Origin of the sequence: Streptomyces sp. NPDC017991 (genome assembly GCF_044328075.1) — a bacterium.
GTDB lineage: Bacteria > Actinomycetota > Actinomycetes > Streptomycetales > Streptomycetaceae > Streptomyces.
On sequence record NZ_JBIRGP010000003.1, the window covers coordinates 780,807 to 794,929 of the forward strand.

General features: G+C 69.6%; 9 protein-coding genes. 3 read left to right on the plus strand and 6 right to left on the minus strand.

The features are described 5' to 3' along the window. Nucleotides 1-28 precede the first annotated feature (28 nt). Nucleotides 29-925 (plus strand): transporter substrate-binding domain-containing protein, encoded by an 897-nt coding sequence (locus ACH4DZ_RS12010; RefSeq protein ID WP_398286910.1) that lies wholly within the window; start codon nt 29-31, stop codon nt 923-925. 281 nt (nt 926-1,206) lie between these two features. Here the strand turns inward: ACH4DZ_RS12010 and ACH4DZ_RS12015 are convergent, their stop codons facing one another. The 4 genes from ACH4DZ_RS12015 to ACH4DZ_RS12030 form a co-directional block, all read right to left on the minus strand. Further along, on the minus strand, nt 1,207-5,067 hold the full coding sequence (locus tag ACH4DZ_RS12015; RefSeq protein ID WP_398286911.1) for a multifunctional oxoglutarate decarboxylase/oxoglutarate dehydrogenase thiamine pyrophosphate-binding subunit/dihydrolipoyllysine-residue succinyltransferase subunit: 3,861 nt from the start codon (nt 5,065-5,067) through the stop codon (nt 1,207-1,209). Nucleotides 5,068-5,352: 285 nt separating this feature from the next. Next, complete coding sequence (locus ACH4DZ_RS12020) at nt 5,353-6,417, minus strand: HAMP domain-containing sensor histidine kinase (protein WP_189773740.1); 1,065 nt, start codon at nt 6,415-6,417, stop codon at nt 5,353-5,355. A gap of 296 nt (nt 6,418-6,713) precedes the next feature. After that, nucleotides 6,714-7,451: a response regulator transcription factor gene (locus tag ACH4DZ_RS12025; protein WP_107021341.1), complete on the minus strand. Its 738-nt coding sequence runs from the start codon at nt 7,449-7,451 to the stop codon at nt 6,714-6,716. Between the two features lie 112 nt (nt 7,452-7,563). After that, complete coding sequence (locus ACH4DZ_RS12030; RefSeq protein WP_398286913.1) at nt 7,564-8,250, minus strand: spermidine synthase; 687 nt, start codon at nt 8,248-8,250, stop codon at nt 7,564-7,566. Nucleotides 8,251-8,653: 403 nt separating this feature from the next. Here ACH4DZ_RS12030 and lon point away from each other — a divergent pair, with 403 nt between their 5' ends. Next, nucleotides 8,654-11,071, plus strand: coding sequence for an endopeptidase La (lon, locus tag ACH4DZ_RS12035; RefSeq protein WP_398286914.1), 2,418 nt, complete (start codon nt 8,654-8,656; stop codon nt 11,069-11,071). Between the two features lie 79 nt (nt 11,072-11,150). Here lon and ACH4DZ_RS12040 read toward each other — a convergent pair whose 3' ends face one another. Beyond that, a complete protein-coding gene (locus ACH4DZ_RS12040) occupies nt 11,151-12,014 on the minus strand; it encodes a lysozyme (protein ID WP_398286916.1) in 864 nt (287 codons plus the stop codon). 226 nt (nt 12,015-12,240) lie between these two features. Between ACH4DZ_RS12040 and ACH4DZ_RS12045 the strand changes: the two genes are divergently transcribed. Continuing rightward, nucleotides 12,241-12,795: a MarR family winged helix-turn-helix transcriptional regulator gene (locus ACH4DZ_RS12045; protein WP_398286917.1), complete on the plus strand. Its 555-nt coding sequence runs from the start codon at nt 12,241-12,243 to the stop codon at nt 12,793-12,795. Between the two features lie 248 nt (nt 12,796-13,043). Here ACH4DZ_RS12045 and ACH4DZ_RS12050 read toward each other — a convergent pair whose 3' ends face one another. Further along, on the minus strand, nt 13,044-13,829 hold the full coding sequence (locus ACH4DZ_RS12050; RefSeq protein WP_398286918.1) for a hypothetical protein: 786 nt from the start codon (nt 13,827-13,829) through the stop codon (nt 13,044-13,046). Nucleotides 13,830-14,123: the final 294 nt, after the last annotated feature.

The window sequence follows — 14,123 nt, forward strand, 5'->3', positions numbered from 1 at the left end:
GTACGGGGGAGTACAAGGTGAGTACAGGGTGAGTACGAAAGTGGGCTCGAAAACCCGGGTGTACGTGGCGGTGGCCGCCTTCTGCGTCATTGTCGCGGTCGGGCTGACGCTCGCGGTCAGTTCGGGCTCGGACGAACAGGACGACACCTTTCTGGGCAAGGAGCGGATCAGCGTCGGCATGCACAACGACCTGCCCGGTATCTCCTACGAGGAGAACTACCGGCGGTCGGGCCTCGACCAGTTGGTGTTCGAGCAGATCAAGGAGGGGCTGGGCATCAAGTCCGCCTCGCCGTCCAACGTGTCCTCGGAGGGGCGTTTCCCGGCGTTGGAGAAGGGCGAGGTCGACCTGGTGATCGCGGCCTTCTCCATCACGCCCGAGCGCATGAAGGAGATCGACTTCGTGGGACCGTACGCCACCACCCGGCAGGGATTCCTGGTCGGGCCCAGGTCGACGGTCCACGAGCTGAACGACTTCAAGGGCAAGGCCGTCTGCTCGTGGGAGGGCACCACGTCCGTGGCGACCCTCCAGGAGTTCCGGCGCGAGGGCATCGAGATCAAGGAGCTCGTCGACGCCTCCGACTGCATCGACGCCCTCAAGCGCGGTGAGGTGCAGGCCGTCTCGACCGACCAGATGATCCTCTACGGCTTCGCGCGCCACTATGCGAAGGAGGGGCTGCGGGTCGTGCCCGACGTCACCATCGGTGCCCCGCAGCACTATGGGATCGGGCTGCCGAAGGGGCACCGGGCGGACTGTGTCGAGCTGCGTGAGTTCGTGAAGCGGTATGTCGAGAGCAGTGACTGGATCAACGACGTGGTGACGTCGTTGCCGGACATTCCTGCGCAGGAGCCGGGGTGGATCAGTGACTACAAGCCGAGTGACGAGTCTATTGACGCGCGCTCCTGTCGGGACAAGCCGAGTGCTTGAGGGTGTGCCTGCCGCTCCCCTGGGGGCTGCGCCCCCAGACCCCCCTGTCGGCCTGAACGGCCTTGTCCTCAAACGCCGGACGGGCTGAAAGATGACCGCTGAACGGCCTTGTCCTCAAACGCCGGACGGGCTGAGAGGTGACCGTCGGACGGGCTGGGAAGTGACCGTCGGACAAGCTGAAAGATGACCGTCGGACGGGACCAAGAGTGGACGTCGGATGACGGAGGGCCCGGCCGCGTGGGTCGCGGGCCGGGCCCTTCGTTTGTGCCGTGTGCCTACCTTCAGGCGTCGAACACCTCGCGGACCAGTTGTTCCTGTTCCGCCTGGTGGCGCTTGGCGGAGCCGACCGCCGGGGACGAGCCCGCCGGGCGGGAGATGCGGCGGAGGCGCTCCCCGTGGGGGACGTCCGCGCCGACCGCCAGGTCCAGGTGGTCGATGAGGTTCAGGGCGATGAACGGCCACGCGCCCTGGTTCGCCGGCTCCTCCTGGGCCCACAGGTACTTCTCGGCGTTCGGGTACTTGGCGATCTCCGCCTGGAGCTCGGCACCCGGGAGGGGGTACAGGCGCTCGATGCGGATGACGGCCGTGTCCGTGATGCCGCGCTTCTTACGCTCGGCGTCGAGGTCGTAGTACACCTTGCCCGCGGTGAAGACGACCTTCTTGACGGCCGCCGGGTCCACCGAGGAGTCGCCGATGACGGGGCGGAAGCCGCCCGTCGTGAACTCCTCCGCCTTCGACGCGGCCGCCTTGAGGCGGAGCATCGACTTCGGGGTGAAGACCACCAGCGGCTTGTGGTGCGGGTTGTGCACCTGCCACCGCAGGAGATGGAAGTAGTTCGACGGGAGCGTCGGCATGGCGACCGTCATGTTGTTCTGCGCGCACATCTGGAGGAAGCGCTCAGGGCGCGCGGACGAGTGGTCCGGGCCCTGGCCCTCGTAGCCGTGCGGGAGGAGCAGCGTGACGCCGGACGTCTGGCCCCACTTCTGCTCCGCCGACGAGATGAACTCGTCCACCACCGTCTGGGCGCCGTTGACGAAGTCGCCGAACTGCGCCTCCCACATCACGAGGGACTCGGGACGCGCCAGCGAGTAGCCGTACTCGAAGCCCATCGCCGCGTACTCGGAGAGAAGTGAGTCGTAGCAGTTGTAGCGGGCCTGGTCCTCCGAGAGGTACTGGAGGGGGGTGAAGTCCTCGGCCGTCTCCCGGTCGATCAGCACCGCGTGGCGCTGGCCGAACGTGCCGCGGCGGGAGTCCTGGCCCGAGAGGCGCACCGGAGTGCCCTCCAGGAGCAGGGAGCCGATCGCGAGCGTCTCGCCCATGCCCCAGTCGATCGTGCCGTCCTCGACCATCGCCGCGCGGCGCTGCAGCTGGGGCAGCAGACGCGGGTGGACGGTGACGCGCTCGGGGATGTTGACCTGGGACTCGGCGATCCGCTTGACGACCTCCTGGGAGACGGCCGTGGTGACCGCCACCGGGAACTCGGGCTTCACGTCGGGGGCGTGCGCCTCACCCGGCGCCGAAGCGGCCTCACGGACCTCCGTGAAGACCTTCTCCAGCTGGCCCTGGTAGTCCTGCAGCGCCTGCTCGGCCTCTTCCAGCGTGATGTCGCCCCGGCCGATCAGCGACTCGGTGTAGAGCTTGCGCACCGAGCGCTTCTTGTCGATCAGGTCGTACATCAGCGGCTGGGTGAACGCCGGGTTGTCCGACTCGTTGTGACCGCGGCGGCGGTAGCAGATGAGGTCGATGACGACGTCCTTGTTGAACGCCTGCCGGAACTCGAAGGCCAGCCGCGCGACGCGGACGACGGCCTCGGGGTCGTCGCCGTTCACGTGGAAGATCGGTGCCTCGATCATGCGGGCCACGTCGGTGGCGTACATGGAGGAGCGTGACGACTCCGGGGCGGCGGTGAAGCCGACCTGGTTGTTGATGACCACGTGGACCGTGCCGCCGGTGCGGTAGCCGCGCAGCTGCGACATGTTCAGGGTCTCGGCCACCACGCCCTGGCCCGCGAAGGCCGCGTCACCGTGCAGGGCGACGGGCAGGACGGTGAAGTCCGTGCCGCCCTTGTTGATGATGTCCTGCTTGGCGCGGGCGACGCCCTCCAGGATCGGGTCGACCGCCTCCAGGTGCGAGGGGTTCGCGGCCAGCGAGACCTTGATCTGCTCGCCGTCCAGACCCGTGAAGACACCCTCGGCGCCCAGGTGGTACTTGACGTCGCCGGAGCCGTGCATCGACTTCGGGTCGAGGTTGCCCTCGAACTCCCGGAAGATCTGCGCGTACGACTTGCCGACGATGTTCGCCAGGACGTTCAGGCGGCCTCGGTGGGCCATGCCGATGACGACCTCGTCGAGACGCGACTCGGCGGCGGAGTCGAGCACCGCGTCGAGCAGCGGGATGACGGACTCGCCGCCCTCCAGGGAGAAACGCTTCTGGCCGACGTACTTCGTCTGCAGGAAGGTCTCGAAGGCTTCCGCAGCGTTCAGCCTGCGCAGGATCCGCAGCTGCTCCTCGCGCTCCGGCTTGGAGTGCGGGCGCTCGATACGGTCCTGGATCCACCGGCGCTGCTTCGGGTCCTGGATGTGCATGAACTCGACGCCCGTGGTGCGGCAGTACGAGTCGCGCAGCACGCCGAGGATGTCGCGCAGCTTCATCAGGGACTTGCCCGCGAACCCGCCGACCGCGAACTCGCGCTCCAGGTCCCACAGGGTGAGCCCGTGCTCGGTGATGTCCAGGTCGGGGTGCTTGCGCTGGCGGTACTCCAGCGGGTCGGTGTCGGCCATGACGTGGCCGCGGACCCGGTAGGAGTGGATCAGCTCGAAGACGCGGGCGGCCTTCGTGACGTCGTCGTCGTGCGAGGCGTCGATGTCCTTGAGCCAGCGGACCGGCTCGTACGGAATGCGCAGGGCCTCGAAGATCTCGTCGTAGAAGCCCTGCTCGCCGAGCAGGTAGTTCGCGACGACGCGCAGGAACTCGCCGGACGCGGCGCCCTGGATGACCCGGTGGTCGTAGGTCGACGTGAGCGTCATGACCTTGGCGATGCCGAGCTTGTTCAGGGTGTCCTGGGAGGTGCCCTGGAACTCCGCCGGGTAGTCCATCGAGCCGACGCCCATGATGACCGACTGTCCGGGCATCAGACGCGGGACCGAGTGGACGGTGCCGAGGCCGCCGGGGTTGGTCAGGGAGACCGTGACACCGGTGAAGTCGTCCATCGTCAGCTTGCCGTCACGGGCCCGGCGGACGATGTCCTCGTAGGCCTGCCAGAACTCGAAGAAGTTCAGCGTCTCGGCCTTCTTGATGCCCGCGACGACGAGCTGGCGGTCGCCGTTGGGCTTCACCAGGTCGATGGCGAGGCCGAAGTTGACGTGCTCCGGCTTGACCAGGGTCGGCTTGCCGTCCTTCTCCGTGAAGGAGTAGTTCATCGACGGCATGGCCTTGATGGCCTGCACCATCGCGTAGCCGATGAGGTGGGTGAAGGAGATCTTCCCGCCCCGGGCACGCTTCAGGTGGTTGTTGATGACGATGCGGTTGTCGAAGAGCAGCTTCACCGGGACCGCGCGCACGGACGTGGCCGTGGGGACCTCGACGGAAGCGTTCATGTTCTTCGCGACCGCGGCGCTCGGGCCGCGCAGCGTCACGTACTCCGGCCCGCCCGAAGACGCGGTGGCCCCGGAGGCGGGCGCGGCCTGCGCGGCGGCCGGCTTGGCCGCGGCGGGCTTCGCCGGTGCGGCCGGAGCCGCCGCCTTGGCCGGTGCGGCTGCGGCGGGCTTCGCGGCAGCCGGTGCGGCCTGGGCCTGAGCGGCCGGGGCCGGAGCCTTGGCCGGAGCGGCCTGAGCCGGAGCCTGAGCGGCCTGGGCCTGGGCCTGGGGTGCGGCAGGGGCGGCCGGAGCCGCCTTGGACGCGGTGGTGGTTCCCGCGGCCCCCGCGGCCGCGGTACCCGCCGGAGCCGAGGCGGCCACGCCGCCGGGCTTGTAGTCGGCGAAGAAGTCCCACCAGGCTCGGTCTACGGAATTCGGGTCCTGGAGGTACTGCTGATAGATCTCGTCGACGAGCCACTCGTTCGGTCCGAAGGCGGCAGCAGGGTTCTTCCCGGCTTGGTCCTCGGTCGAGACGCTCGATGAGTTACTGGGGGACTGTGGCGACACGGCGGCAACCGCCCTCTTCCGCTTCACAAGGTGATGGACAGCGGGAATAAAGGCTACGCCCCCCGGACCGGCTAGGTCAGTCCGGGCCTGGTCATCGTCGCGTAAGTCACATCGAAAAGCGTGTTTCGGCGTTCGAAATGGCGGGAAACAAGCGAGGTTCTGATGTGAAATGGACGCGCCGGGTCGGGGCTGCGACCTCGGAAGGCCGAACCTCCGTGCCAGGAACGCACGATGACACGTGTCCTGCTGCCCCATCACGTGGATCTTGGGCTCTCGCTTCGAACCCTACGTCAACCTGTCCGGCGAGGGCACTCCCGGAAGAGTGACCTGGATCCGGCAACCGCGCTGGGATTCGGCCACGCCGATCCGGCCACCGTGCAGATCGACGGCCCAGCGGGCGATCGCCAGCCCCAGACCCGTACCGCCGTCGCTGCCCGGGCCGTGCGGCGCGACGACCCCGCCGCGGTTGAACCGCTCGAAGACCCGGTGCCACTCCGAGCGCGGGATGCCGGGGCCCTCGTCCAGGACTTCGAGGTCCAGGGACTCGGGGCCGTCGCCGCGCCGGGCCTTCACCGTGACGCGGCCGTGCGGCGGGCTGTGCTTGACCGCGTTGTCGATGAGGTTGGCGACGACCTGGTGGATCCGCTCCGGGTCCGCGTGCGCGGTCAGCTCGGGCGGCGACACGTCGAGGTGCAGATGGACGTCCGTACGCGTGTGGCTGCCGGAGCCGGAAGCGATGCCCGCGCGCGCGGAAGCGACCATGTTGGCCTCCTTCAGCACGCCCGACAGGTACGGCCACACCTCGAAGCGGCGCTTGCGCAGCGGTACGACGCCGTTGTCCAGGCGGGAGAGGTCGAGCAGCGTCTCCACCAGCCGGCCGAGGCGTTCCGTCTGCTTCAGGGCGGTGCGCATCGTCTCGGGGTCGGCGGCGGAGACACCGTCCACCACGTTCTCCAGGACCGCCCGCAGGCCCGCGATGGGGGTGCGCAGCTCGTGCGAGACGTTCGCCACGAGCTCCTTGCGCTGCCGCTCCTGGGCCTCCAGGTCGTCGGCCATGCGGTTGATCGTCTGGGCCAGGTCGCCCAGTTCGTCGCGGCGGTCGGCGCCCCGGACCCGGCGGGTGTAGTCGCCGTGCGAGATGCCCCGCGCGACGGTGTTCATCTCGTCCAGCGGAGCGGTGATCGAGTGCGCCACGAACTGGGTGATCAGCAGGGTCGCGATCATCGAGAAGACCGTGATGAAGCGCAGTTCCGTCTCGGTGCGGACCGCGATCATCAGCAGACCGGTGGTGATGAAGACCGCGACGACGACCAGCGTGCCGAGCTTCGTCTTGATCGAGAAGGGACGCACGTCACCCCAGGATGCCGAGCCGGAGCCGGAGCCGGAGCCGGAGCCGGTACCTGGGCCGGCATTCGCGCTCGTGCCGGACGTGGTGCCGGATGTCGTACCGGACGTCCTACCGGCGCCCGGCGTAGCACCCGGCGCCGGGAAGCTGCCGACGCCTGTGCCGACGGTTGGACCCCGACCGGATTCCGGCCCAGGGCCGGAACGCGCGTCGGTGACCCGTCCCGCGCCCGCCTTGACGCGCTTGCGCAGTACGCCGAGACCCCTCATCACATACGCCCCCTCGGTCAGGGTGCCCGACTCTAGGGTGTCGGGGTCTCCAGCGCGTAGCCCACGCCGTGCACCGTACGGATCCGCTCCGCGCCGATCTTCCGGCGCAGCGCCTTGATGTGGCTGTCCACGGTCCGGGTGCCGGAGGCGTCCGCCCAGTCCCAGACCTCGGCCAGCAGCTGCTCGCGCGAGAGGACCGCGCGGGGCGTGTTCGCCAGGCAGACCAGCAGGTCGAACTCGGTGGGCGTGAGGTGTACGTCGTCGGCGCGCACCCGGACCCGGCGCTGGGCGTGGTCGATCTCCAGCTCGCCGAGGCGCAGGATGCCGGAGCGCGGTGTGGACGCGGCCAGCGCGGCCCGCTCCACGCGGCGCAACAGTACGTGCACGCGCGCGGCCAGCTCGCGCATCGAGAACGGCTTCGTCATGTAGTCGTCGGCGCCCACGCCGAGGCCGACCAGCATGTCCGTCTCGTCGTCGCGGGCGGTGAGCATCATCACCGGTACCGGACGGGCCGCCTGGACGCGGCGGCAGACCTCCAGGCCGTCGAAGCCCGGCAGCATGATGTCGAGAATCAGCAGGTCGGGCTGCCACGCCTCGGCCGTGTCGACGGCGGCCGGTCCGTCACCCGCTGTTTGCACGAGGAACCCCTCGGCGCGAAGCCGGGCGGCGATGGCGTCGACGATCGTCGGATCGTCCTCGACCACCAGCACCCGGCGCTGAGCGCCCGGCGTGGCCGCCGTGCCGTTGTGCGAGGTGTGTGTCTGCTCCATCGCCCGCCCCTGAGTGTGCTTTCCGGAACCAGTGGGGTGATTCCATGACTGCGCTTGACGCTTGAATGATCCGCGTCAGAGCAGCAGGGTACGGGCAGTGACCGTCGCTCGGCTATCCAGGTCTTACCGCGAGATGCACCACGTCCGGAACGCCCCGGGCAACCGGGATCTCTTCGGTACGCACGTGTCGGAACCCGGCATTCCGCAAGGTTCTTGCGAAATCAGGCGAAGGTTTGGCCGACCAAACAGCGAGTACCCCGCCGTCGCTCAACACCCGTGCGCACGCGGTGAGTCCGGCCCGCGAGTACAGGGTCTCGTTGCCCTCAGTGACGGTCCACTCGGGTCCGTTGTCGATGTCGAGGCACAGTACGTCGTACGTGTCGGATGTCTCATTGACGTGCGCGACGAGATCGACCTCGATGATCTCGGTGCGCGGATCCGCGAGGGCGGGGGCCGACAACTCCGCGAGCGGCCCGGACCGGTGCCAGTCGATGACGGCCGGCTCCCGCTCGGCGACCGTGATGCGGCCCCAGCGGGGGTCGGCCGCCGCGTGGGCGAGGGAGAAGCCGACGCCGAGGCCGCCGATCAGGATCCGCGGCGCGGGGCGCCCGTCCAGCGCGCCGAGCGCGGCGTCGACCAGCAGTCTCTCCGAGCGGCCGTCGGAGGTGTCCATGAGGAAACAGCCGTTGGCGATGATCTGCAGCAGCCCGCCGTGGCGGCGCAGCACGACCTCGCCGTACGGTCCCTCGCGGCGGTCGACGACTTCGGGGCTGCCGTGCGGAACGTCGTACGCGGTCATGGCCCCATCCTGGCAAGCCGCCCCCGGCCGGGCAGCCGTTTTCCGCCGCGTCGGCGAACACACCGGCAAGATGATCGTCATGTTCTGACACCCAGGGCCCCGTCGTGGCCGGCCACGCAGTTCCCCGTGCCCCTTCTGTGGCGCGAGTACTGCGCAGTCCTTTGGCTCGGCCCCCACCGGCCGCAGGGCGGCGGCGTCCATCGGGAAGCGGGAAGCACCGCTCGCGCCAGGTCCGAGCGACCGTCGAGCCGGCCCAGGCCCCGGACGGCGAAAGGCCGGTGATGAGCCCCGGCGTGCACTCCCTGCCCCAGTGATCGCTCACAGCGAACAGCCGTAGGGGAACAATCGGAGGCTCACGTGCATTGAGTCGGCATAGCTCAACTTGAATGCCGAAGGGGAGATCATGACTTTGACGTCCGAACCGCTCACTCTGCCCGTGCTGCCGCTCGACGACGAGGTCGTGCTGCCCGGCATGGTGGTGCCCCTGGACCTGAACGACGCCGACGTACGCGCCGCGGTGGAGGCCGCACAGGCAGCCGCCCGTTCCACCGGTGCCAGCAAGCCGAGGGTGCTTCTTGTTCCGCGGATCGACGGCACGTACGCGAACACGGGGGTGCTCGCCACGGTCGAGCAGGTCGGACGCCTCGCCGACGGCGACCCCGGTGCCCTGATCCGCGGTCGCGGACGGGTGCGTGTCGGCGCCGGTACGACCGGCCCCGGCGCCGCTCTGTGGGTGGAGGGCACGCAGGTCGAGGAGACCGTGCCCGACCCGCTGCCCGGCTCCGTGACCGAGCTGGTCAAGGAGTACAAGGCGCTGGCCACGAACTGGCTGAAGAAGCGTGCGGCCTGGCAGGTCGTGGACCGCGTCCAGCAGATCGACGACGTGTCCGCGCTCGCCGACAACTCCGGATACTCGCCGTTCCTGACGACCGCCCAGAAGGTCGAGCTGCTGGAGACCACCGATCCGGTGACCCGGCTGAAGCTCGCCACCGAGCAGCTGCGTGAGCACCTCGCCGAGCAGGACGTCGCCGAGTCCATCGCCAAGGACGTACAGGAGGGTGTGGACAAGCAGCAGCGGGAGTTCCTGCTGCGGCGGCAGCTGGAGGCCGTGCGCAAGGAGCTGCGCGAGCTGAACGGCGAGGCCGAGGGCGAGGAGTCCGACGACTACCGGGCCCGCGTCGAGGCCGCCGACCTCCCCGAGAAGGTCCGCGAGGCCGCGCTCAAAGAGGTCGAGAAGCTGGAGCGCTCCAGCGACCAGTCGCCCGAGGGCTCCTGGATCCGCACCTGGCTCGACACCGTGCTCGAACTCCCGTGGAACGAGCGTACGGAGGACGAGTACGACATCCAGGGCGCCAAGACGGTCCTGGACGCCGAGCACGCGGGCCTGGACGACGTGAAGGAGCGGATCACCGAGTACCTGGCGGTCCGTAAGCGGCGCAACGACCGGGGCCTCGGTGTCGTGGGCGGCCGGCGCGGCGGTGCCGTGCTCGCGCTCGTCGGTCCTCCCGGCGTCGGCAAGACCTCGCTCGGTGAGTCCGTCGCGCACGCCATGGGCCGCAAGTTCGTCCGCGTCGCCCTCGGCGGCGTACGGGACGAGGCGGAGATCCGCGGTCACCGGCGTACGTACGTCGGCGCGCTGCCCGGCCGGATCGTACGGGCGATCAAGGAGGCCGGGTCCATGAACCCGGTGGTCCTGCTCGACGAGATCGACAAGGTGGGCTCCGACTTCCGGGGCGACCCGGCGGCGGCCCTCCTCGAAGTCCTCGACCCGGCCCAGAACCACACCTTCCGGGACCACTACCTGGAGGTCGAGCTGGACCTGAGCGACGTCGTCTTCCTGGCCACGGCCAATGTGCTGGAGGCCATCCCGGAGGCCCTGCTCGACCGTATGGAACTGGTACGGCTCGACGGGTACACCGAGGACGAGAAGGTCGTCATCGCCCGCGACCACCTGCTCCCGCGCCAGCTGGAGCGGGCCGGTCTTGAGCAGGCCGAGGTCACCCTGGACGAGGGCGCGCTGCGCAGGCTGGCGGGCGAGTACACCCGCGAGGCGGGCGTCCGGAACCTGGAGCGGTCCGTCGCACGGCTGCTCCGCAAGATCGCGGCGCAGCACGAACTCGGTGAGCGGAAGCTGCCGTTCACGGTCGGCGCGGACGATCTGCGCGCGCTGATCGGCAGGCCGCACCACGTGCCCGAGTCCGCCCAGGACCCGGCCGAGCGCCGCACGGCGGTGCCCGGGGTGGCGACCGGCCTCGCGGTCACCGGCGCCGGCGGTGACGTCCTCTTCGTCGAGGCGTCCCTCGCCGACCCGGAGACGGGCGCGGCGGGCCTGACCCTCACCGGTCAGCTGGGTGACGTGATGAAGGAGTCGGCGCAGATCGCGCTCTCCTTCCTCCGCTCGCACGGCGCGGAACTGGAACTGCCCGTCGCCGACCTCAAGGACCGGGGCGTGCACATCCACTTCCCGGCGGGCGCGGTGCCGAAGGACGGGCCGAGCGCGGGCGTCACGATGACGACCGCACTGGCCTCGCTGCTCTCCGGCCGGCTGGTCCGTACCGATGTGGCCATGACGGGCGAGGTCTCGCTCACCGGCCGGGTGCTGCCGATCGGCGGCGTCAAGCAGAAGCTGCTCGCCGCGCACCGGGCGGGTGTCACCACGGTGATCATCCCGAAGCGCAACGAGGCCGACCTGGACGACGTCCCGGCCGAGGTTCTGAAGAAGCTCGACGTCCACGCGGTGACGGACGTCCGCCAGGTCCTGGAACTGGCGCTGGCGCCGGCGACGAACAGCGCGGCGACGGAGGTTCCGGTGGCGGCGTGACGGACGCCACCGGTCAAGGAAGGCCCGGGTCCCTCTTCGTGAGAGGCCCGGGCCTTCCGCGTACGCGGGGGCGCGGGGGTCAGCCGTTGGCCAGGGCCACCACGCGGTCGAGGGCGCCGTTGAACCTGTCGTGGTCGCCGACCGTGGGGCCGGAGGACGTGTACTGCCACATCGTGTAGAAGTCCCAGCCCGCCGGGAGCGCGCCCACCGCCGAGGCGTAACGGGCGATCCAGAGCGGGTTGGCGGAGGCGAAACCGGCGTGGTCGCCGGTGCACTGGGTCCACCAGCTGGTGGCCGAGTAGATGACCGCGTCACGGCCGGTGCGGGCCTTGTACTGGTTCAGGAAGTCGCGGATCCAGGTGACCATCGCGCTCTGCGTCTTGCCGTAGCAGGCCGCCCCGTACGGGTTCCACTCGATGTCGAGCGCGCCCGGCAGCGTCCTGCCGTCCTTCGACCAGCCGCCGCCGTTGTCCACGAAGTAGTTGGCCTGCGCGGCGCCGCCCGTCGTGTCGGGGGTCGCGAAGTGGTACGCGCCCCGGATCATGCCGACGTTGTACGAGCCGTTGTACTGCTGGGTGAAGTAGGGGTTCGTGTAGTACGTCCCCTCGGTGGCCTTCGCGTAGGCCCATCTGACCCCGCTGCTCCACAGGGTCGACCAGGCGACGTTGCCCTGGTGGCTGCTGACGTCCACGCCCTCGGTCTGGGTGGCGTCACCGGGCGTCGGCAGGCCGTCCTGGCCGTCGTGCGGGATGACGCCCATGCCCATGTACGCCGAGCCGCGGGCCGGGACGTCGGCCGCGTGGGCGGGATGGGCGGGATGGGCGATGAGCAGGGAGAGGGACAGGGAGAGGGACAGGAGCAGGGTGCCCATCGCGCCGAGGCGCGTTCTGAGGTGGTCGCGTGCGCGCGAGCGGTGGGCCGTTCCGGATGTGTGCACGGACATGTTCGTGCCTCCGAAGGCTCGGTGTTGGCCGGGTGTTGGCCGGGTGGGGGTGCTCAATAAAGTGGCGTGTACATGCCATGCGGGTACTTGTTGAAGAAGCTACGCACGCGGGCGACGGGCGGAAAGAGGGTTCGGCGGCTGCCGTTGGTCTATTCCTGCGAAATACTGGCCGAGCTGCGGCAATGGCGGTCTTTGGCGGAAACTTTCAGGATCGGGAAACCGGGTCATGGGTGCTGACGTGCACGAGGGCGACAAGGGTGAGGGGCACCGGGCGGGATCCGGCGTTCCGGGGAATGGTGTGGACCAGGGGGCCGGGGGCGGGGCCGGGTCCGGGGGCGGCGGAGCCGTTGATCAGGAGTTCCTGGCTCTGGAGCGTGAGCTGTCCGTTCTGCTGAGGCGGGCGCGCGCGTCCTCCGGGGAGATGGTTCGCGAGGTGCATCCCGACCTGGAGTCCTCCGCGTACGGGCTGCTCGTGCGGCTGGAGGAGCGTGGGCGGCAGCGGGCGACGGAGCTTGCCGCCTATATCGGGGTCGGCAAGGCCACGATGTCCCGGCAGCTGCGGGCGCTGGAGGAGCTCGGGCTCGTCGCCCGGGAGCCGGATCCCGCGGACGGGCGGGCTTGGCTCGTGCATCTCACTGACGTGGGGCGGGAGCGGTTCGGGACTGTGCGGGATGCTCGGCGGGCTCGTTATGTTCGCGAACTGGCCAGTTGGGAGCGGGCGGAGGTGGCTGAGCTGGCTCGGTTGTTGCATCGGCTCAACCGTGGGGTTGAGCGGGGCTGACTGGCCGCAGGGGTTGTTCGTCGGGTGCGGGCCGGTGGGGGGCGGTCGCGCCGTTCCCCGCGCCCCTGGAAGGCGGGGGGTGGCCGTGTGTTGTGGCTTGTTGCGCCGTTTCCCGCGCCCCTGGAAGGCGGGGGGTGGCCATGCGTCGTGGCTTGTTGCGCAGTTCCCCGCGCCCCTGGAAGGCGGGGGGTGGCCGTGTGTTGTGGATGGTCGTGCCGTTTTCTGTGGCCCTTCGGCCCTTCGGGGTGCTACAGCTCTGTGTAGACCACCGTCGCGTCGTCGTGTGGTTTGGAGCGGCCCAGGTATGTGGCGGCCGTGTCCGATCGTTCCAGGGTGCGGACCCGGTCGATCAGGGACTGGCCGCCCTCCTTGCGGACCAGGGTGAACAGGTCCGTCCAGTCGCCCTCGCCGAACTTCTCCACCCAGCGGGTCGCGCCGTCCGTGAGGGCCGTGAGGGCGCGGACCTCGGAACGGGGCAGCGTGCCCGTGACGGCGCGACCCGCCACCGAGGGGTCCGCCGCGGCCGTGAAGAAGCCGCCCTCCTTGTTGCGCAGGATCGCGTCCGTCGCCGCCGCCGACCTCAACGTGGCGTGCGGAACCCGCGAGAGGCGGTCGTCCAGGACGGGGATGACCGCTCCCGCCGGCGATTCGATGAGCAGCGCCGAGTCGGAGAGCACCAAGTACTCGACCGACGCCTCTGACCAGCGCGCCAGCACCACCGTTGCCTGCGGGGTGCGCGGGTGAGAAAGGTCACAGGTGGTCCGATGGGCGTCGGCGGTACGGGTGATGGCATGACCCAAGACCTCAGTGAGCGTCAGATCCCGCCGTGAAACGGACAGTTCGTGCAACGCGCCACCGAGCCGGGCGGTGAACCAGGGGACGGAATGAAGACAGCCCTGATCGGTCGGGGGAGGCGTCACACCGTCCAGGACGACGATCGAACCGCCTTGTCCCGAGGCGGGAAGCCCGACCGATGCGTAGTCCTCGTCGGGGCGGGCGGGGTCACCGGGTACCGAGATCAGTTCCGAGCGCATCCGGCCAGTCTGCACGACCCCTCCACGAGCTTCACCAAAGGCTGGCAACCGTCGGTCAAATGGTCCGGACAAGCAGGTCAGGCGCCTGTTTTGCGACGGATTCACCGACTCCGGCGAAGCGTGGCGGCGCATCCTGCCATCGGTTGCCGTGGACGTCCAACCGACCTGCCGCGCAGGGGTCTCGCACGCGCCGGCGGAACTTGCCGGGCCGCTCCCCGGCGATGTTCACTCCTTCGTGTGGCGGGTCAGGCGATGCGCGACCACTGCCCACCGGCACTGGGAAGGTCGGGAGCC

What these genes read in the sequence shown, in the direction of transcription:
- ACH4DZ_RS12025 (WP_107021341.1), bottom strand. Translation starts at nt 7,451, where the DNA reads ATGGAGCAGACACACACCTCGCACAACGGCACGGCGGCCACGCCGGGC.
- ACH4DZ_RS12030 (WP_398286913.1), bottom strand. Translation starts at nt 8,250, where the DNA reads ATGACCGCGTACGACGTTCCGCACGGCAGCCCCGAAGTCGTCGACCGC.
- lon (WP_398286914.1), top strand. Translation starts at nt 8,654, where the DNA reads ATGACTTTGACGTCCGAACCGCTCACTCTGCCCGTGCTGCCGCTCGAC.
- ACH4DZ_RS12040 (WP_398286916.1), bottom strand. Translation starts at nt 12,014, where the DNA reads ATGTCCGTGCACACATCCGGAACGGCCCACCGCTCGCGCGCACGCGAC.
- ACH4DZ_RS12045 (WP_398286917.1), top strand. Translation starts at nt 12,241, where the DNA reads ATGGGTGCTGACGTGCACGAGGGCGACAAGGGTGAGGGGCACCGGGCG.
- ACH4DZ_RS12050 (WP_398286918.1), bottom strand. Translation starts at nt 13,829, where the DNA reads ATGCGCTCGGAACTGATCTCGGTACCCGGTGACCCCGCCCGCCCCGAC.